At 65.7% G+C, this 21,951-nt stretch carries 23 protein-coding genes and 1 pseudogene; 8 read left to right on the top strand and 16 right to left on the bottom strand.

All coding sequences use genetic code 11. The features are described from left to right. Nucleotides 1–57: 57 nt before the first annotated feature. Nucleotides 58–1,272, bottom strand: coding sequence for a tyrosine-type recombinase/integrase (locus MPLG2_RS02265; protein ID WP_105184739.1), 1,215 nt, complete (start codon nucleotides 1,270–1,272; stop codon nucleotides 58–60). 490 nt (nucleotides 1,273–1,762) lie between these two features. Further along, a pseudogene (locus tag MPLG2_RS19790) lies at nucleotides 1,763–1,942 on the bottom strand (HNH endonuclease); the annotation flags it as partial. Nucleotides 1,943–1,997: 55 nt separating this feature from the next. Between MPLG2_RS19790 and MPLG2_RS02255 the strand changes: the two are divergent. Continuing rightward, entirely contained in the window at nucleotides 1,998–3,062 is a 1,065-nt protein-coding gene (locus tag MPLG2_RS02255; RefSeq protein ID WP_105184737.1) for an IS630 family transposase, read from the top strand. Here the strand turns inward: MPLG2_RS02255 and MPLG2_RS02250 are convergent. From MPLG2_RS02250 to MPLG2_RS02210, 10 genes are all read right to left on the bottom strand, one after another. Next, nucleotides 3,045–3,428: a hypothetical protein gene (locus MPLG2_RS02250; protein ID WP_158680797.1), complete on the bottom strand. Its 384-nt coding sequence runs from the start codon at nucleotides 3,426–3,428 to the stop codon at nucleotides 3,045–3,047. The genes MPLG2_RS02255 and MPLG2_RS02250 overlap by 18 nt on opposite strands. A 4-nt stretch (nucleotides 3,429–3,432) precedes the next feature. Further along, entirely contained in the window at nucleotides 3,433–4,533 is a 1,101-nt protein-coding gene (locus MPLG2_RS02245) for a hypothetical protein (protein ID WP_105184735.1), read from the bottom strand. Between the two features lie 235 nt (nucleotides 4,534–4,768). Further along, the gene (locus MPLG2_RS02240; protein ID WP_231935950.1) at nucleotides 4,769–6,235 is read right to left on the bottom strand and encodes a DUF3631 domain-containing protein; all 1,467 of its coding nucleotides are present in this window, start codon (nucleotides 6,233–6,235) and stop codon (nucleotides 4,769–4,771) included. After that, a complete protein-coding gene (locus MPLG2_RS02235; protein WP_105184733.1) occupies nucleotides 6,219–6,698 on the bottom strand; it encodes a hypothetical protein in 480 nt (159 codons plus the stop codon). Before MPLG2_RS02235 ends, MPLG2_RS02240 begins: the two co-directional genes overlap by 17 nt. After that, on the bottom strand, nucleotides 6,695–6,994 hold the full coding sequence (locus tag MPLG2_RS18895; RefSeq protein ID WP_197710047.1) for a helix-turn-helix transcriptional regulator: 300 nt from the start codon (nucleotides 6,992–6,994) through the stop codon (nucleotides 6,695–6,697). The genes MPLG2_RS02235 and MPLG2_RS18895 overlap by 4 nt, the downstream gene beginning before the upstream one ends. Before the next feature lie 610 nt (nucleotides 6,995–7,604). Further along, nucleotides 7,605–8,027 (bottom strand): hypothetical protein, encoded by a 423-nt coding sequence (locus MPLG2_RS18225; RefSeq protein ID WP_158680795.1) that lies wholly within the window; start codon nucleotides 8,025–8,027, stop codon nucleotides 7,605–7,607. Between the two features lie 168 nt (nucleotides 8,028–8,195). Next, nucleotides 8,196–9,110, bottom strand: a complete 915-nt coding sequence (locus tag MPLG2_RS02225; protein ID WP_105184732.1) for a carbohydrate ABC transporter permease — start codon at nucleotides 9,108–9,110, stop codon at nucleotides 8,196–8,198. Next, nucleotides 9,107–10,171 carry a carbohydrate ABC transporter permease gene (locus MPLG2_RS02220; RefSeq protein ID WP_231935753.1) on the bottom strand — a complete coding sequence of 355 codons (1,065 nt, stop codon included), beginning with the start codon at nucleotides 10,169–10,171 and terminating at the stop codon, nucleotides 9,107–9,109. Before MPLG2_RS02220 ends, MPLG2_RS02225 begins: the two co-directional genes overlap by 4 nt. Before the next feature lie 84 nt (nucleotides 10,172–10,255). Beyond that, on the bottom strand, nucleotides 10,256–11,569 hold the full coding sequence (locus MPLG2_RS02215) for an ABC transporter substrate-binding protein (protein ID WP_105184731.1): 1,314 nt from the start codon (nucleotides 11,567–11,569) through the stop codon (nucleotides 10,256–10,258). Nucleotides 11,570–11,782: 213 nt separating this feature from the next. Further along, on the bottom strand, nucleotides 11,783–12,085 hold the full coding sequence (locus MPLG2_RS02210; RefSeq protein ID WP_105184730.1) for a DUF3618 domain-containing protein: 303 nt from the start codon (nucleotides 12,083–12,085) through the stop codon (nucleotides 11,783–11,785). Nucleotides 12,086–12,196: 111 nt separating this feature from the next. Here MPLG2_RS02210 and MPLG2_RS02205 point away from each other — a divergent pair, with 111 nt between their 5' ends. Continuing rightward, the gene (locus MPLG2_RS02205; RefSeq protein ID WP_105184729.1) at nucleotides 12,197–12,688 is read left to right on the top strand and encodes a peroxiredoxin; all 492 of its coding nucleotides are present in this window, start codon (nucleotides 12,197–12,199) and stop codon (nucleotides 12,686–12,688) included. Nucleotides 12,689–13,007: 319 nt separating this feature from the next. On the opposite strand, the gene MPLG2_RS02200 is transcribed toward MPLG2_RS02205, so the two are convergent. Further along, nucleotides 13,008–15,050, bottom strand: a complete 2,043-nt coding sequence (locus tag MPLG2_RS02200) for an MDR family MFS transporter (RefSeq protein WP_197710046.1) — start codon at nucleotides 15,048–15,050, stop codon at nucleotides 13,008–13,010. After that, on the bottom strand, nucleotides 15,047–15,469 hold the full coding sequence (locus MPLG2_RS02195) for a MarR family winged helix-turn-helix transcriptional regulator (RefSeq protein WP_105184727.1): 423 nt from the start codon (nucleotides 15,467–15,469) through the stop codon (nucleotides 15,047–15,049). Before MPLG2_RS02195 ends, MPLG2_RS02200 begins: the two co-directional genes overlap by 4 nt. Before the next feature lie 88 nt (nucleotides 15,470–15,557). Between MPLG2_RS02195 and MPLG2_RS02190 the strand changes: the two genes are divergently transcribed. From MPLG2_RS02190 to arsM, 6 genes are all read left to right on the top strand, one after another. After that, on the top strand, nucleotides 15,558–16,331 hold the full coding sequence (locus MPLG2_RS02190) for a DinB family protein (protein ID WP_105184726.1): 774 nt from the start codon (nucleotides 15,558–15,560) through the stop codon (nucleotides 16,329–16,331). Next, a complete protein-coding gene (locus MPLG2_RS02185) occupies nucleotides 16,324–17,112 on the top strand; it encodes a class I SAM-dependent methyltransferase (protein ID WP_105184725.1) in 789 nt (262 codons plus the stop codon). The genes MPLG2_RS02190 and MPLG2_RS02185 overlap by 8 nt, the downstream gene beginning before the upstream one ends. Beyond that, complete coding sequence (locus MPLG2_RS02180) at nucleotides 17,109–18,320, top strand: glycosyltransferase (protein WP_197710045.1); 1,212 nt, start codon at nucleotides 17,109–17,111, stop codon at nucleotides 18,318–18,320. Before MPLG2_RS02185 ends, MPLG2_RS02180 begins: the two co-directional genes overlap by 4 nt. Before the next feature lie 487 nt (nucleotides 18,321–18,807). Then, complete coding sequence (locus MPLG2_RS02170; RefSeq protein WP_158680794.1) at nucleotides 18,808–19,446, top strand: site-specific integrase; 639 nt, start codon at nucleotides 18,808–18,810, stop codon at nucleotides 19,444–19,446. Nucleotides 19,447–19,527: 81 nt separating this feature from the next. Continuing rightward, entirely contained in the window at nucleotides 19,528–19,923 is a 396-nt protein-coding gene (locus MPLG2_RS02165; protein WP_105184722.1) for an ArsR/SmtB family transcription factor, read from the top strand. A gap of 8 nt (nucleotides 19,924–19,931) precedes the next feature. Then, nucleotides 19,932–20,729: an arsenite methyltransferase gene (arsM, locus tag MPLG2_RS02160; protein WP_105184721.1), complete on the top strand. Its 798-nt coding sequence runs from the start codon at nucleotides 19,932–19,934 to the stop codon at nucleotides 20,727–20,729. Between the two features lie 2 nt (nucleotides 20,730–20,731). Here the strand turns inward: arsM and MPLG2_RS02155 are convergent, their stop codons facing one another. Both MPLG2_RS02155 and MPLG2_RS02150 read right to left on the bottom strand, forming a co-directional pair. After that, on the bottom strand, nucleotides 20,732–20,968 hold the full coding sequence (locus tag MPLG2_RS02155; RefSeq protein WP_105184720.1) for a thioredoxin family protein: 237 nt from the start codon (nucleotides 20,966–20,968) through the stop codon (nucleotides 20,732–20,734). An 11-nt stretch (nucleotides 20,969–20,979) separates the two neighbouring features. After that, nucleotides 20,980–21,900: a permease gene (locus MPLG2_RS02150; RefSeq protein ID WP_197710044.1), complete on the bottom strand. Its 921-nt coding sequence runs from the start codon at nucleotides 21,898–21,900 to the stop codon at nucleotides 20,980–20,982. Between the last annotated feature and the right edge of the window lie 51 nt (nucleotides 21,901–21,951).

The raw sequence follows: 21,951 nt of genomic DNA, 5'->3' as shown, positions 1-21,951 counted from the left end.
GCTAAGAATCCAACGTTGAGACCAACGTGTGCGAAACTGCTACATCGTGACCAACGTTCAGAGCAGCGCGGCAAGGTCGGCTTTGTCGCCTCTCAGGTCGCGCCCCAGATAGACGTTCGCGGTCATGGTGGGGTTCGCATGTCCGAGCTGGTCAGCGATCCGGACTAGGGGCACGCCGCTGCTGTGCAGCATTGTCGCCACCGTACGCCGGAAGCTGTGCGATGTGGCCCATTCCAACCCCGCCTTGTCGAGCACGACGCGTACCCAGTCTTGCAAGTTGCTCAGGTCAACGGGTGACTCTGCGCCATCTAGTAGGGCAGGCGACGGGAACACGTAGCCGACTCCCCCAGTGAGCTTGGCGCGTCGCTCCAGCCTCTCGCGTAGCCATTCGGGCGTGTTGAGTCCGCGCAGTGAGCTAGTCGTCTTCGTCCCGTGAATCTCGACGGCGCCCGTCGTCAGGTTGACGTGCTCCCAGCGCAGCGCTCGCGCCTCTCCGATCCGCACGCCCGTACCTGCCAGGAATGCCAGCAGGTCGGCCACCATCGCCCACTTGCGAGCGGTGCGAGGGTCGGCACCGTAAGCGCCGGCCAGGGCGTCGGCGGTCTCGATTACCCTGCCGCGTTCCTCGGGGGTGAAGCTCTTTCGATGGTCTCGCTTGTCGGCGCGTTTCTCTGACGCTCGGACGGCGCCCGTCTGCCGTGCTGCGTTGCCCTGTAGGACTCTGCGCTTGACGCACATGTCTAGCGTGCCGCTGAGCACCGTGCGCGCCATCTTCGCGGCGCCGCTGCCGTGCCTGTCCGCGATGCCCTGCAGCAGCACCAGCAGACGTTGCACGTCGTTGGCCTGCGCGATGGTGAGACCTCTCAGCGGACTGCCCTCCGTGTCTACGTAGCGCTCGAATGCGCCCCTGTATGCGGTCAGCGTGTTCTCTGCCTTGGGCTTGGGGCCAGGGCGCTGCTGCTCACTGAGCCACACTCGACCCGCTGTCACAAAGGGCGTTGACGGCTTGAGTGATCCATCCACCGCTGCGTGCTTGCGATCCGCCAGGGCGTCGCTCAGCGCGTCGAGCGCTTGCCTCTTCGTCTTCGCCCAGCGCACAAGGTCGTAGCGCTTGCCGTCCATCGCTCGATATTGGCAGCGCGCCCGCCACGCCGTGGCCTGCCGCACGCTGTCAGCCTTGATCTTGCGCTTGCCGTCTGCGTCGGCAGGGTCGATCCGGTACGGCGTGGCTTCCGGTTCGCTGTGCTCGCCCGGCTCAAGTCGCTTCGTCATGCTCACGATGGTAACGGCTATCAGGGTTCGAGTGCAACGCTTCGCCGTTCCTGTCTCCGGGCGTCCGGGTGTCCCGACTGCCTTACAGCCACGAAACGCCCTGGCTGACGGCTCAGTCTCACGAACGGAGCGCTAGAGGGTAGGCGCTGTGGCCTGACGCGAGGCGGCGCCGATCCACCCAGCCGCACACCTAGCCGGCTGCCTGCCTTGTGGGTAGGGGTGGGCGCGTCCCGGTGTCAGGGGTGGGGGTATGATCCCGCGCGCGCGTGGGCGCGACCCTACGTGTTAAGCAGCTCACTACTTCGCGATCTCAGCAAGTCGATGGGGTTGGAATGGGGGCTGTTGGGGACTCCCTGCCACCTTCCCGAAGGCGGCCCCATCCGGAACTCCGAACCCCGAATAATCTCGCGCCACCCTGGAGACTTTCGGCCTCCGCGAAACGCAGCAACGCCGCCCACGGAATGCCCGTGAACGGCGCTCTGCTGGCCTCTCAGCTAATCCAAGTGGTCGAGTAGGGGTTGGGCTGCAACGCGTCCCAAACCTCCCCTAGTCGCCCGCCAGGGCGTCTGTTGCGGCTGTTGGCCTCGGGGGTCACCTCGCGCAGGTGGTCCACCTCGATGCACCCCCTGTTGCGACACAGGTGATCAATAGTCCGGCCCTCGCCAATCGGTCCCCGTGCTAGTGTCGTGCGTCATTAGTTCATTGACGGTGTGGGATGATGGGGCATGCCATCATCAACTGTGGAGATCACCGATGCGGATCGGCTGATTCTGGAGTCGTGGACACGTTCCTCAACGGTGTCGGCGGGGCATGCGGAACGGGCCCGGATCGTGTTGGCCTCGGCTGCCGGTGCCGGGACGACTGCGGTGGCCGGCCAGCTGGGGGTGTCGCGGCCGACGGTGATCAAGTGGCGTGACCGGTTCGCTGAGTCTGGGATCGCGGGCCTGGATGACGAGCCGCGCTCAGGGCGGCCGAAGACGGTCGATGACGCGGCGATTCTGGCCGCCACGCTGGAGCCGCCACCGGCAACGTTGGCGGTGACGCACTGGTCGACCCGGCTACTCGCCAGCCAGCTCGGGGTCGGGGATGCGACGGTCGCGCGGGCGTGGAGGAAGTACGGGATCAAGCCGTGGCGGACCGAGACGTTCAAGTTCTCCACCGACCCCGAACTGGAGGCCAAAGTCCGTGACGTCGTCGGGCTGTATCTGAACCCGCCGACGAACGCGATCGTGCTGTGCGTGGACGAGAAAAGTCAGATCCAGGCGCTGAACCGGACCGCGCCGATCCTGCCGGTCCGCCCCGGCCTGCCGGAGAAGGCCACCCACGACTACAAACGCAACGGCACCACGACCCTGTTCGCCGCGCTGGAGATCGCCACCGGCCGGGTCGTCGACGAGTGTTACGACCGGCACGGCAAGGCCGAGTTCGGTGCCTTCCTGCGTAAGGTCGCCAAGGCCTACCCGCGCCGCCAACTGCACGTCGTCGTGGACAACTACCACACCCACAAACACGCCGAGATCCAAGCCTGGCTGGCCAAGAACCCGCGCATCACGCTGCACTTCACCCCCACCTCGGGCTCGTGGCTGAACCTGGTCGAGGTGTTCTTCGGGATCATCACCCGACAAGCCATCCGCCGCGGCAGCTTCGACAGCGTCGCCCAGTTGGTGACCGCCATCCGGGCCTTCATCGACGGCTGGAACGACCGCAGCCACCCCTTCACCTGGACCAAGACCGCCGACGAAATCCTGCCCCACGCCACCCGTAAACGAGATTCAGACGCGCGACACTAGCTGCCATGCGATCCGGTGGGCGTACTGCGTGCGCCCGTCGTACTGCATCCGCCCATATCCGCGTTCGAGTCGCCCATTCCAGACGAGACAGCCGGTCACGTCGTCACGGGTCGAGCGCGCGGCAAGCTTCCGCCTTGCTTCTTCCTCGGGCGTCGGCCTCTCGGCCTCTCGCTTGGCCCGCTTGCGCTCCGTGTTGCGCTTGGTCTTGACCTTGATCTTGTCGGGGTTACTCGCTGCCCACCGGCGCGAGTAGGAGCGGTGACAGCCTCGGCAGTGCCAGCGCGTACCGTCGTGCCAACTCTCGGCCACGTCGTGACCTTGCTTGCACAGCTTGGTTCTGACCCGTTCGGCCTGCGCGTCTCCCACGTCCTCAGTCCTCCCACTCCGCGCCGCTGTCGTCGTCACCCTGCGCAAGGTCGAGCGGTTCGTGATCGAGCCGGTAGCGGCAGGTCAGCTTGGCCCACGTCGGATAGCTCAGGCTCGTCTCGAACCCTTCGCGGTCGAGCAGTTCAACGCTGTGAACCGTGCCCACTCCGGGCAGCAGCTTCCCGTTCAGGCTGGCCAGCGCGTCAGCGGCCCACCCGCTCGGCGCGTTCACAAGCTGCGCAGCGATGTAGTAGTGCTGTGTGAGTACTCCGTGCTCACCGGCCTGAACGCTTCCGGTAGGTCGGATGTCCACCCGTGCGTAGGGTAGACGGTCCGGGTTGAAGCCCACTCCGTGACCGTCGTGTGTGGCGATCCAGTCCCCGAGCATCGACTCCACTCCGGGCGCCCCTGCGAGGCTGCGCCGCTGCGCTCCGATGGGGGTGGGTGCCATCCGCGCTGCCGGGCCGAACAGAGCTGCAGTGCTGGCGCCGCCTCCGATGGAAACGCTGCTGAGCCAGCAACCGGGCTGAACCTCTCGGGGCAGTGTGCTGGAGGTGCCTACGTTGATCCACCTGCGCTCGCGGGCTGCTGCCGTGATTGCCTGCGCGCTTGGCAGCGCGAACAGCTTGCTAGTCGCGATCAAGTGGAGGGTTGCCCAGCCTGCCGCCCAGCCGTTGCCCAGCTGCTCCGTGGCGGTGTCCTGCGTGACGTAGGCGGTGGGCAGTCCTGCCTTCTTGAACGTCTCGGGCAGCTTGTCCGTGATCGTTAGCGGCACTCCGTCGAGCGCGGGTGCCAACAGCCAGGCGACTGCCTCGGCAACGTCGAGATCGCGTTGTCCAGCCTTTCGGATCGCTCGCCCGTACTCGCTCTGCGCGTGCTTGGACCGGGCGGCGGTAACGGTGATCTCCGCCTGCGCCGCTGCGTACTCGGCTCCGGTGATCGAGCCGCCGTCCCCTCGGGCGAGTCGGGTGTCGATCTGAGCAAGGTTCGCCTTGCTCTGGGCGTGCTCGGTGTTGCGCTTCGCCTTGAGTGCAGCCGCCTCGCGTGCTGCGTCCTCGGTGACCTTGAATCGGTCGAACGCTTCGGTGTCTACGGTGATGGTCATGTTCTATTTCCTGTCGGTTGGTTGTTTGGTGAATCGTGCATGAATCGTGCACGGAAGCGTGCGAGTATCACACCTAGTCAGGGTCATGTCTGCACGGTCTGCACGGTTTGCACGGTTTACCCGTGAGAGAACGCGTACGGGGGTAGGGGCGCGCACGATTGCACGGTCCCCGCGAAAAACGCCCCTCTAGTGATTGGCCGAATCGCCTGAAAATACGTTTCGGCTCTCTCCCCCGCTACTCGGTAGGTGCTTCGGTGTCGTAGGGGATGCTGACGGCTCGCCAGACCTTGCGGATATCGCTCAAGCTGTAGCCGCGTACCCGGTTCCGCTGCTCTGGAGTCACGCCGTAGAACTCTCTGAGTCGGTAGCTCAGTGAGTGTGCCGTCAGCACTTTGCCGCTCGGAACGCCCCATAGCTCAGGCGAATGAACGATCAGCCGCTCGACAAGCTCTGTGGTCGAGACGGTTGTCTCGCCCTCTCGCCATACCGCGAATAGGTCGAAAGCGAGCTGATGGTTCGGTGCCACTCCGAGCGCTGCCGCCTCGGCGGCACGCGCATCACGATCAGCTAGGGCCATCGCCTCAGCCTTAGTAACCCACGGACCCCCGACCGCTCGCGCAGTCGCCAGTAGTAGTGACCAGCGGTCTCGATCTCTACCCTCTAGCCCGTCGGGTATCCGCACGTTGCGTACTCGCACATCGTGACTAGCCCGCTCGGCCATCGCACCCAGACGTGCCCGTAGGCGATCATCGACCCCCTGTAGAGCGCCGTCCCACCGCGCCTCTGGCATGTCGTCAGACCTGATCAGCCGAACCGCGATCATGCGCTGCCGCACATCGGCGGCAAGGCGAGTGCCGTTAGCTGCGATAGCGACAGGCGCGAACGTCTCGATCTTCGCCGGCTTCCATCCGCCGTCGCTGGCCGGTTGATTGACCCACGTAGTCGCGCCTCGCTGCCACCCGGCATTGAGTACTGACATGGTGCCCGCGTTCTCAGCCTTGAGCACTCTGTCGGCTTCGTCTATGCAGACGGTGACCATGCCTTCGGTCTGTAGCAGTCTCGGTAGCAGTGCATCGCTCACAGTGCTGGTGATCAGCTCTCCGCGATGGCTCAGCCGTCGCACGAAGTCGAGCGCCGTTGACTTGCCCGCGCCGTAGCTCGGCGCCGTGATCGAGAGTCGTGGCGTGACCGTCCCCACGCCTCGCGCCGCCAGGTGCGTATGCGCGATCCACAGCGCCAGCACGTCTAGATCGGCCTTGTCTTGCGTCGAGATGTACATGCCCAGCAACTCGCGCAGGTCGCTCAGCGGATCGTCCGGCATCCCCCGTGTCTCCCGGTAGAACTTCCGCAGATACCAACCAAACTCGATAGGCATCACCGGCCCAACCTCCGCACCGTCCTCGATCATCGTCATAACGGCTGCGTCGTCCACAATCCCCTGCCTCTCTCGGGCCATTTGCTTATCAAACCGGGCATGACAACTTCCGCAGCGTGGGGCGTAGTGCTCGACGTCCAAGCTGTAGGGCGCCCCCAGGTTCGCGGCGTCCTCGGCCTCCAGTTCGGCGGGGTCGAGATGGTCATACGACCATTCGTCCGCGCCCTCTCCGCAGTCGGCGCACGTCTCCGTCCAAGCTGGCCCGCGCTCGGTTGCAACCCGGTAGTGCATCGCCCGGTAGCCGACTCGCTTAGGCCGCTGCGTCATCGTCACGGCTGGCATTCCTGCTGTGGTCGTCGTATTCATCCTCTGTGCCGTCGGCGGACCCATCCTCGACAAGCTCAAGAATCCCGAGTTTGTTGGCCCGGTACTTGGGCACGTTCGCGCCCGGTCTGTGCATCGGCATCGGCTCGACCTGGCGCGTCACCACTGGGGATGAGTTTGTCCTGAGTTGGTACGTGCGTGGCACGCCGTCGTGGTGGGCAGCCTCCGAAGCGATGTCGTACAAGCGGTGTTGCCGGCGCAGCGCCTGAAACGCCCGCGCCGCATCGTCGCGCGTGAGCCGTAGCCCGGCTGCGTCATTCCGCAGCGCGTTCGTGCTCAGTCCCGTGACTAACCCGCTCTGGTCGGCGCGGTCGTGCATGTACTTGGCAACGATCCGCTCGGCGCGCGGCAAGCCTGCTGCGCAGTCCAGCCAGCGTGCGTGATCGTAGGGTCCGCAGATACTCACGCGGCTGCCTCCACGACCTCGCCAGCGTCGAGCCACGCCCGCAAGTCGGCCACCCTGTAGCGGATCTGACCATTCGGCAGTCGAACATAGGTCGGCCCCAGGCCAGCGCTGCGACGATTGTTCAGCGTGCCCACGGCAAGCCCCAGGTACTCGGCTGCTGCGGGCGGTTTGAGCGGCGTCAGGTCGTCGCTCGGCATAGCGGTGCTCAAAGTCATGGTTGTCCCCCTTAGGGATTGGTTGCGGGCGCACGTCGAAACGCCGCGTCGCGCAAAGGTGAGAGGTTCGGCCAGCGCCATGCCCTGCCCGTGAGTCCCGGTCGACGGGCTGGCGCCGTGAGGGGCGACGAACTACACGAACCAAACCCCTCGGCCTTGCGACAGGTACCGCCGCCTCAGTCTCTGAGGTTCGGGGGTCGTTTTCCTGCGTGGTTCTAAGTTCGCACAGGTGAACGAATGTTGCAAGCAACTTCCGTACAGGTTTGCCAGTCGATGCTGCCCAGCATCGCCCGCAGGGCCACTCCGACCCCCGTCTCTGCGTCCATCACAGCCGCGTGCATCACAGTGTCGAACCTCTGCGCGTCCCATTGTTCTGACCCTCTCCGGTTACCAACGTTGAGACCAACGTACGTTGGTAATCGACGTGATCATCCAACGTCACGTCTATAGTGCAAAGCCCGCTAATCTTGCATCCACTAGGCATTATGTGACCCCCCGTGATTGGCCACGCACGCATCGCAACTACTAGCGGGTTCGGGGTTCGAGTCCCTGGCGGCGCACGACGGCGAAGGCCCCGTCCAGGTTGTGGACGGGGCCCTTCTCGTTGAGATTTGAGCGCAACCCTCAAAAACGCGTCAACAGGTGGAGTGCCACGTTTCTTGGCCCAGGGGATCGTTGGGCAGCCAGTCCATCACCCGGGGTTGGACACGCTGCTGATCCGAGATCGACACTTGCGAAATCCAGGGGTGTCGTAACAAACAACGCTCTCTGCTTCCAACTTTCGAGTTGCGATCAGAGCAATCGGCAACTGATCTTCTCGTTGCCCAGTCAACGTGGCCCACTTGTGAACTCTTCGCTTGGTGTCATTGCTGGCACCATAGGTCGTGACTTCCACGGTCAACTGCACATTCTTCGCCCTGTCGCACCGGATCTTCGTGTAGTTACCCCCGACATCACCATTCACAACCGCCTTCACAGTGATTGTGCATTCACCTTTCTCGGGCGTCGGTGGCGTGGCGGGCGCAGAACTCGCGGTCGCCGGCTGCATCGAAGCAGCGCTGACTAGACCTGTCAGCACGACGGCCGCTACTGAAAGTCCAAAACGTGAAGCCATGTGGCTCTCCTAATGGGGGTTGGTGACTGACTCAGCGAACCTAACACGGCGAGTGATGGGCTTCAACACTTGAGCGACACGAGTTTGACTAGTGGTTTCTATATCACCAACAAAGGCGAAGGGGCACCCGGACTCATCCGGGCGCCCCTTTGATGCGGCTGCAATGCGTTACTTCACGCCACCGGCGGTGAGGCCGGCCACGATGCGGCGCTGGAAGATCAGCACCGCCACCAGCAGCGGCACGGTGATCAACACACCGGCGGCCATGATGGTGCCCCACGGAGTGTCGTAGCCGTACTGCCCGGTGAACTTAGACAGGGCCACGACCGAGGTGTACATCTCGGGGGTGGTGCCGAACTGCAGCGCGATCATGTAGTCGTTCCACACCGCGATGAAGGTGATGATCGCAGTGGTGAACACTCCGGGAGCGGCGAGCGGAAGGATCACCTTCGCGAACGCCTGGCCCGGCGTGCAGCCGTCCACCATGGCGGCCTGCTCGAGTTCGACCGGCAACTGCCGGAAGAACGCGGTCAGGTTCCACACACACAGCGGAAGGCCGAACGACAGGGTCGGGATGACCAGCGCCTGGTAGGTGTTCATCCAGTTCAACCACTCAAAACCCGGGTAGTTGCCGCTGAACAGCTTGAACAGCGGAATCACCAGGGTGATGCCGGGGAACATCGAGCAGGCGATGATGATGCTCAGCACGATGCCCTTCGCGGCGAACCGCAACCGGGCCAGCGCGTAGGCGGCCAGAATGCCGAACAGCAGCGTGAGCACCGTGGTCGTGGTCGATACGATGAGGCTGTTGAGCACCGCCTGGCCGAACATGTTTTGCGGCGCAAACACCGCCACATAGTTCTCGATTGAGGCCGGATTGGGCACGAAGTCGGTGCTGCGGCCGTCGGACGGCAGCCGCAGTGACGAGACGATCATCCAGTAGAACGGCAGGATGCAGTAGATGATGATGAACGCCATGCCGACGATGCCGGCGATGGACCCTGCCCAGTACTTGCCGTCGCGCTTGGGCTTGTTCAGTTCCGCGATTTCGGCCGCGGTCACGTGTGCCTGTGCTGTGCTCATGATGATGCACTCCCCGAGGTGACGGTTGACTTGGCCAGTGCGGCCTTTGTGCCGGCGGCCTTGGCGGCTGCCTTCTGCCGCTTGCGCTGCGCGGCGATAGCCTTGACCTCCTCGTCACCGACCACGTCGGCACCGAGCAGGCGGACGAACAGGAACGCAACGAACACGATGTAGATGAACAGGATGATCGAGTACGCCGCCGCGGAGCCGTAGCGCAGGTTGTTGTTCTCGACATAGGCCAACACCGACACAGTCTCGACGTAGTACTTGCCGAAGCCGATCATGGCGGCGGGCAGATCGAACATGCGCATGGTGTCGAGGGTGCGGAAGAGCACCGCCACGACCAGCGCCGGCTTGACCATTGGCAACGTGATGCGGGTGAACTGCTGCCAGGCCGACGCACCGTCGACCTTGGCGGCCTCATAGACCTCGGCCGGAATCGTCTGCAAGCCGGCGAGGGTGAGCAGGCCGATGAACGGTGCGGTCTTCCACACGTCGGCGATGATGATCGCCCATTGCGACTGCGGCCCGTCTGCGAGCCACAGAATCTGGTGGCCGATGACTTTGTTCATCACGCCGTCGGCGTCGAAGATCAGACCCCACATCTTGGCCGAGACGACGGTGGGAATGGCCCAGGGCACCAGGATGGCGGCCCGGACCAGGCCCTTACCGCGGAATGCCTTCGCCATGATCAGCGCCATTGCGACACCCAAGGCGGTTTCGAACAGAACACAAATGATGGTGAACCAGGTCGTGTTCAGGAACGAGTTCAACAGCCGGTCGATGGTGCCCCAGTTGCCGGTGACCAGGGTGGGATTGGCGAAGATGTCGGTGAAGTTCTGCAGGCCGACGAAGCTCTCGCCTTGAGCGACCATGCCCGTGGCGGGGTCGATGCCCGAGTTCTTGCGGAAGACGGACTCGCGCAAGGACATCAAAATCGGAATGCCGACCACGAACAGGATGACTGCCATGGTGGGCGAAATGAGCAATGCGGCCAGGGTGCCCTGGCCGTCACTCAACGGGTTCTTCTTCTTGTTCGTGGTTGCCGATGAGTCAGCCACCGTTACACCTCCTTGGGGAGTGGATACAGCGTTGGACGCCCCCAAAGGGTGGCGGGCGAACCCGCCACCCTCTGAGTCAGCAACTCACTTGATGAGAGTCGTGAGCTTGGCCTGCAGGTCGTCGAGCGCGGTCTGAGGGCTCTTCCTCACATCGTTCAGTGGCGCGTAAGCGGCGTCCTGGATGGCGAGGGTCACGTCACCGTAGGCCACTGCCTTCGGACGCGGCTTCGCGTTCTGAATCGACTTCAGCAGCGTGGGCAGGTAGCCGAACTTCGCGACCAGCTCAGGATCGGAGTACAAGGACTCGAGCACCGGGGCGCTGGAAGCCTTGAGCAGCTGGTCCTTCTGGTTCTCAGGACGCAGCATCCAGTTGATCCACTTCATCGCGGTGCCCTTGTTCTTGGCGAACGCCGAGATGCCGTAGCTGTGGCCACCGAGGGTCGAGACGCCCGGGCCGGTCTTGCCGGGGATCGGGGCAACGTCGAACTTGCCGGCGACCTTGCTGTCTTTCGCGCTGGCCAGGTTGTACACGTAGGGCCAGTTGCGCAGGAACAGGATCTTGCCGGTCTGGAACGCCTGTCGCGACTCCTCTTCCTTCCAGGTGATGGCTTCCTTCGGGATCATTCCCGACTTGAAGCCGTTCTGCATCCAGGTGAGACCGGCCACTGCCTCCGCCGAGTTGACGGTGGGCTTGCCGTCTTCGCCGAGAATGGCGCCACCTGCGGAGTTGACGGCCTCGGCGAAGTTACAGGTGAGGCCCTCATACTTCTGGAACTGGCCGCCGTAGCACGACATGCCCGACTGGCCCGGCAGCACCTTGTCGCAGGCCTGCTGCATCTCGTCCCACGTGGTGGGCGCCTGCACGCCTGCCTTGTCGAGTAGGTCCTTGCGGTAGTAGAGCAGGGCACCGTCAGAGCTGGACGGCATCGCGTACAGCTTGTTGAAGTAGGTGGCCGAGTCGACCGCCGCCTTCAGGAATCCCGTGGTGTTGAATTTGTCAGCAGGCAGTTCGGTCAGCCAGCCGTTGGCGGCGAACTCCGAGGTCCACACGACGTCGACGCTCATCACGGTGAACTCGCCGGACTTGGCCTGGGCGCGCTTGATCATCTCGGATCGCTGTTCGTCGGCGTTGTCGGAGAGTTCACGGAACGTGACCTGCTCGTTCGGGTTCTCTTTGTTCCACTGGTCGATCTGGGCCTTCAGGTTGCCCGAGGTGTCTTTGCCCTGGGCGTAGGTGATCGGTCCGGTCTCGTCCCAGTTGGCGCCGGTTGCAGCGGAAGCCGAACCGGACGCGGCCGGCGAAGCGGCGGTGCCCGACGAACAGGCAGCGGTCGCCAGCAGGGCGCCAACAGACAGGGCCGCGGCGATCACCCGCCGGGTGGTGCGTGGTTGAGTCATCAATCCTCACTTCGTTGCGGGACGGCCCCACGACCGGGGCCTGACCCCTCCTACCGGGGTCTGCGAGGGACTCTAGCCATCGCCACCGACATGCGCCACAGGCGCGCCACATCGTTATCAACCGTTGATCTATACCGGTCGAGAAACCGACTGTGACAAGGTGAAGCAATGCCACACCGGCACTTGCACGGGTGTGGTTTCGCCAGGCAGCGCTCAGCCGCGGCGAACGCCTTTGAGAATGCCGCGCACCAACAGCACGAAGGTGACCACACCGGCCACCGCGCCACCGATCAGCAGCACCCGATCGGTGCGCAGCTGACCCCGATCGTCGATCACCTGGGCCTTCGCGTTCTCGAACTCGGTGGCCGCGAAACCACGCGCGTCATCGATGCCGCGTTGCACGATGGCCTTGGGGTGCATCTGGTTGACCAGGTCGGCCACGTTGTCGGCCAGCCGCGCCCGGGCGGCCGCGATCTCGGCCTCGATGTCTTGCTTGCTGCGGGTGGTGTCGGCCACGGGGCGTCCTTCGCTGTTAGTCGGACCTTCAGCCTATGCCAGCCCCCGGCGCCGCGGGCACCCCCCGAGAGGGTTACGACAGTGTCTCGACACGACCCTAAACTGTCGGGCATGTCGAAGCTCGCCGTGGGGGACGTCGCCCCCGCCTTCACCCTGCCCGACCCCGACGGCCACGCGGTCTCGCTCGCCGACTACGCCGGACGCCGCGTGATCGTCTACTTCTTTCCGGCCGCGATGACCCCGGGTTGCACGATTCAGGCGGTCGACTTCTCGGGGGCGCTCGCCGAAATCGCGGCCGCCGGGTTCGACGTGGTCGGCATCTCGCCCGACGGGGTCGAGAAACTGGCCAAGTTCCGCGCCCAAGAAGACCTCGGCTTTCCCCTGCTCGCCGACCCCGACAAGAGCGTGCTGAGCGCCTACGGCGCATTCGGCCGCAAGCTGCTCTACGGCAAAGAGATCGAGGGCGTGATCAGGTCGACCTTCGTGGTAAGCGTGGACGATGCGGGCGTGGGCCACGTCGACGTGGCCCAATACAACGTCAAGGCCACCGGTCATGTAGCCAAGCTGCGCCGCGAGCTGAAGATTCCCGACCTGGCCGGTTGAGTGGTGGACCAGCTGGGAGATTCCGGCGTTCGCCGGAATGACGAACGATGACCGTCAGTGGACCGGCTGGGAGATTCCGGCGTGCGCCGGAATGACGAAAGGGACTCGTGAAGCGGAGTTGGCGCACCCCGTCCGGGTAGGTGGGCGTAAGGCGTGCTCGTCGGCTTATGCCGGGCGACGCACGAGGTGAGTCGTAACTAGCCGACGAGCCTCGCTTGGGCGGGACGGGGTGCCGCCGACTCCGCGGAGACAGACGCAACCACGAGGGCTGGACTGAGAAGGGTCTCGACAAGCTCGACCAGCGAGTGGGTCGGGCGATTCACCCGCGACGATCGGACGCCAGGTCGACCAGCAACGCGGCCATCAGGTCGTTCGCCGCGTGCTTGAGTTTGCCGATGTCGACGCCCTCGTGCCGGTCGGCCACACTGCGTTCGATGCTGTCGAGCACCACGCCTCTGGGAGCCGTCGCCGCAGCCACCGCGATCTGCCGGCGCAGGTCTTCGCTCATGGTGTCGCCGCCCGAGCGCACCCGGTCGGCGAGCGCGCAGGCGTAGCGTTCGGTGCTGGCCGCGACGTCGGGGTCGTCGGAGGTGAGCATCTCGGCCGTGCAGTGCAGCAGAGTCAGCCCACGGCTGAGGTCACCTGAGCCCAACTCGGTGACCGCACGCGTGAGTAGCGGACGATCGCCCCTGGCGGCGCTCTCGGCCACGATGGCCAACTGAATGCCGAGCAACCGCTCGCGGGTGCGTGCCCCCGAACCCGTGCCCGAGAGCACCGGCGCCACGTCGCCCGACGACTGGGCCATGGTGTCGAGCAATTCACGTCCGGCGTCTTCGGGCGAGTTGAGCGTGTCGCGCAACTCCATGGGCTTGATCAGCAGGGTGCAGATGAACACGAACACCGTGATGGGCACAGAGACCCAGAAGATCAGCGCGATCTGGTCGGCCAGGCCGGCCCGCACCGCGCTGATCACCTCGACCGGCAGCGAGGTGATCACCGAGCTGTCGAGCACCGAGCCGGCGTTGATCGTGCCGTGCGGCATGGTGGCGGCCAACTGCGGCGGCAGGTGACGAAAAATGGCGTCGTCGAGCCCCGAGCTGAGCACAGTGCCGAAGATCGCCGTGCCGACTGTGGCGCCGACGTTGCGAAAGAACTGGAGGGCCGCGGTGGCCACCCCGAGATCTTTGCGCGCCACCGCGTTCTGCACCACCAGTGTGTACTGCTGCGACAGCGCGCCCAGCCCCACGCCGATCAGTCCGACCCCACCGACGACCTCCCACGCCGACGAGGTCGCGCTCAGCCGCGCCAGCAACAACACCCCGACCCCCAGCAGCACCGCGCCCACGAGCATCAGCTCTTTGTACCGTCCGGTGCGGGTGATGGTGATGCCGGCGAGCAGCCCGACCAGCACCAGGCCCAGCATCAGCGGCAGCGTGATCAACCCTGAGGTCGACGCGTTCACCGCGAGCACGCCCTGGGCATAGATGGGCACGTAGATGATCGAGCCGAACATCACCATCGACATGCCGAAAGCGCCGAGGTTGGCGAAGGTGAAGATCGAGGTGCGGAACAGCCGCAGCGGCACCACCGGTTCGGGCACCCGCAACTCGACGAACACGAACGCCGTCAGCAGCAGCGTGCCGGCCACGAACAGGCCGATGATCACCGGCGAGCTCCACGGGTACGACGTACCGCCCCACGAAACGGCCAGCAGCACCGCCGTGACGCCCAGCGACATGGTGACGATGCCCCAGGTGTCGATCACCGCCTTGCGGGGCTCGTGCGGCAGGTCGAGAAAGCGGGCGATGACGAACAGTGCCACCAGGCCGACGGGCACGGCGACGAAGAACAACCAGCGCCAACCGAGCGAGTCGGTGATCACACCGCCGGCCAGCGGGCCGGCCACGCTCGTGACGCCGAACACCACGCCCATCCAGCCCTGGTATTTGCCTCGCTGACGAGGGGGAATGATGTCGCCGACGATGGTCTGCGAGAGCGGCATGATGATGCCCATGCCCAACCCCTGAATGGCGCGGGCCCCCACCAACCACCAGAAGTTCTGCGCCGAGCCGGCCAGAATCGACCCGGCGATGAAGATCGCCAGACCGCCCAGGTAGAACGGCCGCCGTCCGTACAGGTCGGACAATTTGCCCACGACCGGTACCGAGATGGCCGACACCAGCATGGCCGCGGTGGCCACCCACGAGTAGTGGTCCATGCCGCCCAGCTCGGCGACGATGCGCGGCATGGCCGGGCCGACGATGGTTTGCGATATCGAGGCCACCAGCATGCCCAGCAGCAGACCGATGAAGATGCGCCGCGACTGGGGGGTCAGACGAAACTGGGTGGGCGCGTCGGTCACGGGAGGATCCTTTGCTGAAGTGATTCGTTGAGTTCATGCAGCAGCCGCACCAGCTCGGCACGCTCCGGCGACGACCAGTGCGCCACCGCGTCGGTCACCAACTGGACGCGCCGCGCCTGCTCGGCGTTGTAGGCGGCATGGCCTGCCTCGGTCACCCGCAGGAACTGTGCCCGACGGTCATCGGGGTCGCTCTGCCGCTCGATCAGGCCTCGCTCGGCCAGGGCCGCCACCCGCCTGCTCAGCGTCGACTGGTCGAGCCCTTCGAGTTGCGCGAGGTCGCTCGGCCGCAGGGCTTCGGCGCGGACGAGCCGTCCGAGCACCTGGAAGTCGGGCCTGGCCAACTCGGCGCTGCGCTGATGATCGGAGGTGATCCGGGTCAACAGTGTGAACAGCCGGGTCAACTCCTCAGATAGTTGCATGATGCAACCATAGAACTTTTAACCACTTTGCCTCAACTGTCAGGGGTTTGCCCTACCGTGTGGTCAACACCGAACGGTTGGAGGGGCGATGGTCGACTTCAGTCGCGGCGACGATCTGAGTGCGGCACGATTCGACGGCACGAACCTGCGGGGTGCCCGCTTCGTGGGTGCCGACCTGTCCGGGGTGGTGATGCGCGGCGTGCAGGTCGAGAACCTCGACATCGACGCCCCGTGGCTGCCCGACGGCGACCACCTACTGATCAACGGCGTCGACGTGATCGGGTTCGTCGAGGGTGAGCTCAACCGCCGCTTTCCAGGCCGCGAGCAGCGCTGCGCCGACACCCCCGAAGGGCTGCGGGCGGCCTGGCTGGTGCTGCAAGACGCGTGGTCGGCCGCCGTGCAGCGGGCCGCCGACCTGTCGCCGGCGGCGGTAGAGGCGTCCGTCGACGGCGAGTGGACGTTCGCCCAGACCCTGCGGCATCTGGTGCTGGCCACCGACACCTGGCTCGGGCGGGCTGTACTCGAACTCGAGCAGCCGTTTCACCCGATCGGTCAGGCCATGCCCAACGCCGACGAGGACGGCCTCGACCTGTCACTGTTCATGACCGAGCGGCCGACCTACGACGAGGTGCTGCGGGTGCGCGCCGAGCGGGTGGCCATGGTCACCGACTTTCTCGCCGACGTGACCGCCGCCGACTTGGCGGTTGAGCGCCGCAACCCGTGGGCGCCGCAGTACCCCGAAACCACCCTCTCGTGCCTGCAGGTGATTCTCGAAGAAGAGTGGGAGCACCTGCGGTACGCCCTGCGCGACCTGGACGCCATCGCGAACGCCACGAACGACGAAGGGGCAGCAGATGAGTGAGGATCTGCCCGAGCACGTTGCCGAGAATCGTCGCTACTGGGACGGCATGGCCGCCGACTGGGTCGACAGAGGCGAGAAGGCGTGGGCGCAGCAACCACAGTGGGGCGAGTGGCAGATTCCGAACGCCGAACTGCCTCTGCTGCCCGACGACATGACCGGGCTGCGGGCCATCGAACTCGGCTGCGGTACGGGGTACCTGTCGGCCTGGATGCGCCGGCTCGGCGCGTCCGTCTACGCCATCGACAACAGCGAGGGCCAACTGTCCACCGCCCGGCGCCTCGCCGAGGTGCACGGCCTGCCCGACATCGAGTGGGTGCACGGTGACGCCGAGCACGTGCCGCAACCCGATCAGTGCTTCGACTTCGCGATCAGTGAGTACGGCGCCGCGATCTGGTGCGAACCGAACGCCTGGCTCAGCGAGGCGCATCGACTGCTGCGCCACGGCGGTGAATTGGTCTTTCTGGGCAACCATCCCCTGGCCATGGTGTGTTCACCCATGGACGGCTCGCTGCCCGTCACCGACCGGCTGGAGCGTTCGTACTTCGACCTGGGCCGGCTCGACTGGCGCGACGCGGTCGACGAGCCGGGGGGCATCGAGTTCAACCTGCCGATCTCGGCCTGGCTACGACTGTTCGATCGCATCGGCTTCGACGTCATCGACTACCGCGAGATTCAGGCACCCGTAGCGGCCACCGGCCAGCGCGGTGCGGTGACCGCCGAGTGGGCCAAGCGCTTCCCGTCCGAGCAGGTGTGGCGACTGATGAAACGGCGCCTGCCGTGAAGGCGCTGGTCATCACCACGGGCAGCCGCGGCGACGTGCAACCCTTCATCGCCTTGGCGGCCGGGCTCAACGCGCACGGGCATGAGGCTGTAGTGGCCGCGCCACGCCGCTTCGAGGCCCTCAGCGGCTCGGCCGCCGTTGCGTTCGTCGGTCTGGACGACTCGATCTTCGCGCTGCAAGAAGAACTGTCGGGGTCGGGGGTCGGGGCGGCACTGACGGGGGTCCGCCGGGCCCGTCCGTACCTGCGGCGTTGGCTGTCAGACCTCACCGGCCTCGTCGACGTGCAACCGAACGTGATCGTCTGCACCCGCAAGACACTGGGCGGAACGGCCCTCGCCGAGAGACTGGGCGTGCCGGTGGTGCCGGCGCAGTTGATTCCGCTGGAACCGGCCACTGCGCAGTATCCGATTCCGCTGGCTCCGGCTTGGTGGCCGTCGGCCGCGAACAAGTTGTCATGGCGGGCGTCCGGGGCCCTTGAGGCGCCGTGGCGCTCCATGGTCGCGCAGTGGCGCATCGACCAACTCGGCCTGTCAGCACGTGGAGCCTCGTACGGCTCCCTGGTCGATCAGGTGGGGGTACTCAGCGCCTGGAGCCCACACCTGCTACCCGCTCCAGCGGACTGGCCGGCCCACGCCGCTCCATTGGGGTTCTGGACACTGCCCGGCCCGGTCGAGCCGTTGCCTGACGCTCTTGGTCGGTTCTTGGATGCCGGGGAACCACCAGTACTCGTGGGGTTCGGCAGCATGCTGGACGCAGACCCGGCCAGACTGTCCGATGAGGTGATCGCCGGGCTGCGCATGGCCGGTCGGCGTGGCGTCGTAGTGTCGGGCTGGGCCGGACTGGGAGCCGCGGTCAACGGTGACGACATCTTCGTGGTCGACCAAGCGGACTACCGAGCCCTGTTGCCCAGGGTCGCAGTCGCGGTGCACCACGGCGGGGTCGGCACGGCGGCCGCCGCCCTCACCGCAGGCATACCCCAGGTCGTCAGGCCCTACTTCGGCGATCAGCCGTTCTGGGCGAGCCGTCTACACGCAATGGGGGTCGCTCCCGCACCCCTTGGCCGGCTGCGCAGCGCAGCCCTCGCCGAACGACTGACTCAGGCTGTCGCGCTGGCGCCGACCGCACAACAGGTCGCCGACCGGTTGGCGGGTGAGGACGGCGTCGCGGCGGGCGTCGATCGGCTCGAACGCCTGATCGAAGACCACTGAGGCGCACCACGAACGGTGGGTGCCGGAGAAGGGACTTGAACCCTCACACACTGTCCCTTCTCCTGTGGAGAAATCCGTAGATAACTCGCTCTGACAAGCACCGCTGTATCGGATGCAGATCCCGAAACGTGCAAAAAGGTGGTCACGTTGGCACCAAAACGCGATGAGATGTTGCACGTATGTTGCACGAAATGGGGTCCTGATGGCTCGACGCCGGAGCTTCGGAGCGATCAGGCGACTGCCGTCCAGGCGGTACCAGGCAAGCTACGCCGGGCCGGACCTGCAGCGCCACGTCGCACCGGTCACGTTCACCAGTGCGGCGGACGCCGAGACCTGGCTCAGCTGCTGCCCAACCACATCGTTCCTGCGCTGGGAACGATGCCGGTGGAGGAACTGACCAAGAGGGACGTCGGGCAGTGGTGGAACACGCTCGACCCGACGAAACCACGCGCCCGGTCCAAGGCGTTCCAAATTGCTCCACAACGTCATGGCCGGCGCGGTGGAGTCTGAGCTGGTCGACAGCAACCCGGTGGCGCTGCCGAGCCGCACCAAGGTGCGCACGAAGCGAGCCAAGAACATCGAGCCACTGACCGTGGCGCAAGTCGCCGACCTGGCGCGCGCCATGCCTGCGCGCCTGAGCATGGCCGTGCTACTGGGCTGTTGGTGCGCTCCTCGGTACGGGGAGCTGTCGGAACTGCGACGCCAGGACGTCGATCTCAAGGAGGGCGTGCTCAAGGTGTCTCGCGGTATGGTGAAGGTCAAGGGCGGCTACTTCGTTGGCACCAAGACCGATGCCGGCGTCCGTCGGGTCCACGTTCCGCCAGCCCTGCTGCCGGAGCTGAAGACTCATCTCGACACCTATGTGGACGCGGGACCGGAGGCGCTGCTGCTCCCGGCACCCAACGGCGGCCACCGCATTCGTCCTCCTTCGCGCGGCTCGTCGAGAAGGCTGCTCTGGCTGCGGGTCGCCCCGACGCGACACCACCCACGCTGCGCCACACCGGCGCCTCACTGGCCACCTCCGTCGGAGCCACCACCGCCGACGTCATGGCGCGCCTTGGCCACGCCACTCCGGGCATGGCCATGCACTACCAGCACAACCTGGACGGGGCGGACGCGCGGGTAGCTGACGGGCTGTCCCGGATTCTGGAGGGTTGATCCCCAGCGTCTATTGATCGACATACGTCGATATGATAGATAGATATCTATGAGTGCTCAGGAAGTCGCGGCACGGCCATTGTTGGTGGGTGATCTGTGCTGTTCGCCAGTGTTGCAGGCGGAGTTGCAGCCGGAGGAGGCGTTGGTGTTGGCGGGGGCGTTGAAGGCGCTGGCCGACCCGGCCCGGCTGCGGCTGTTGAGCCTGATCCGCGCCACGGCTGTCGGCCGAGCGACGACGGGGGTGCTGGCCGACCGTTTGGGGTTGAGTCAGCCGACGGTGACCCACCATTTGGGGGCGTTGTTCGATGCTGGGTTCCTGGAGCGCGAGCGGGATGGCCGGAAGACCTGGTACTGGGTGAACATTGCCGGGCTGCAGGCGATCCAGCAGCTCCTCGACCCGGCCCCGACGAAGCAGTTGCTGACGATCGAGACGAAGAGGAAGTGAGTGGAGCAGTGAGTGACAGTGATGTGGTGGAGCGGGTCCGGGAGCGGTACGCCGCCGCGGCGAGAGCGGCGATGGGCACCGGTAGGCGGACCCTCGACGTCCTGGACGACCTCGATGGCGGCGGCAGCGGTTGCTGCGGCGGGGCCGGTTGCTGCTCCGGTACCGCGGAGACCGAGGTGTTCGGGTCAGCCCTGTACGACGCCGAGCAGGCCACCCAGGTGCCCGAGCTGGGGGTGACCGCCAGTCTCGGTTGCGGGAACCCGACCGCGGTGGCTGACCTGAACCCTGGCGAGCGGGTGCTCGACCTGGGTTCTGGCGGCGGGCTAGACGTACTGCTCTCGGCGCGCAGGGTCGGTCCGGACGGGTTCGCCTACGGGGTCGACATGACCGATGAGATGCTCGCCCTGGCCCGCGAGAACGCCGCCAAGGCCGGCGCGACCAACGTCGAGTTCCTCAAGGGCCGGATCGAACAGGTCCCGCTGCCGGAAGGCGCGGTGGACGTGGTGATCTCCAACTGCGTGATCAACCTGAGCGTCGACAAGCCGAAGGTCCTGGCCGAGATGTTCCGCGTCCTCTCCCCCGGGGGTCGGGTCGGGGTCTCCGACGTCGTCGCCGAGGACCACTTGAGCGTCGCGGATCGGACCGAGCGTGGCAGCCATGTCGGCTGCGTCGCCGGCGCCCTGTCACGGCAGGAGTACATCGAGGGGCTGACCGCGGCGGGATTCACCGGTATCGAGGTGCGGTTCACCCACGAGGTCGCCCCGCAGATGCACGGCGCGGTCATCCGGGCCGTCAAGCCCGCCTGAGGTCAGCGTGCGGAGAGCAGGTCCTTGACCTGACCGGCGGTGGGGACGCGTCCGGACAGCAGGACCTGTTCGTCGACCACCAGGCCGGGGGTGCGCATGATGCCGTAAGCGGCGATGTCGGCGTAGTCGGTCACCTTCTCGAAGGTCGCATCGAGGCCCAGTTCATCGACTGCCCTGCGGGTGGCCTTCTCGAGGTTGACGCAGTTGGCGCAGCCGGAGCCGAGGATCTTGACGTGCATGGGGGTTCCTTTCAGAGGATGGCGTTGAATATGTAGCCGACGGCGACGATGCCGAGGGCCGTGACACCGGCGAAGGTGGCGATCAGGCGGGGTTTGAGGACGCGGCGCAGCAGGATCATCTCGGGCAGGCTGAGCGCGACGGTGGCCATCATGAACGCGAGCAGGGTGCCCATCGGCATGCCCTTGTCGTAGAGCGCGTCGACCAGAGGCAGGATGCCGGCGGCGTTGGAGTAGAGCGGAACGCCGATCGCGACGGCGACCAGGACGGCGAACGGGTTGTCCGGTCCGGCGTAGCGTGCGAAGAAGTCGGCCGGGGCCCAGCCGTGGATGACCGCGCCGAGGCCGATGCCGACCAGGAGGTAGGGCCAGATCTTGCGCAGGATGGAGGCGACCTCCTCCCGTCCCATGGCGAGCCGGTCGCCCCAGGTGAGGCCGGCGGTGGAGTCGATGACCTGCCCGCGCAGCCGGGTCTCGTACACGAACGCCTCCACGTGACCCTCCAGGCGAAATCGGCCGATGACCATGCCGGCGACGATCGCGATCACCAGGCCGGCGGCGACGTAGAGCACAGTGGGGCCGACCCCGAACAGACCGAGCAGCAGCGCGATCGCAACCTCGTTGACCAGCGGGGACGCGATCAGAAAGCTCATCGTCACCCCCAGCGGGATCCCGGAGGCGACGAACCCGATGAACGCCGGGACCGCGCTGCAGGAGCAGAACGGCGTGACCACGCCGAGAGACGCGGCCAGGACGTTACCGACACCTTCGCGTTTGCCGCCGAGCAGTGCGCGGGTGCGTTCGATGCTCATGAAGCTGCGCAGCACCGTGACCACGAAGATGATCCCGGTCAGCAGCAGGGTGATCTTGATGGTGTCGTAGCTGAAGAAGTGAAGCATCGACGCCCACCCGATCGTGATGTCGAGCCCGAACACGGTGTCGTACAACCACGTCCACGCGACCTCGTTGAGTGCGTACGCCCCGAC

The organism is Micropruina glycogenica (assembly GCF_900289045.1).
GTDB lineage: Bacteria > Actinomycetota > Actinomycetes > Propionibacteriales > Propionibacteriaceae > Micropruina > Micropruina glycogenica.
The sequence above is the reverse complement of the archived record's forward strand: the minus strand, read 5'-3'. Positions and strand labels throughout refer to the sequence as shown.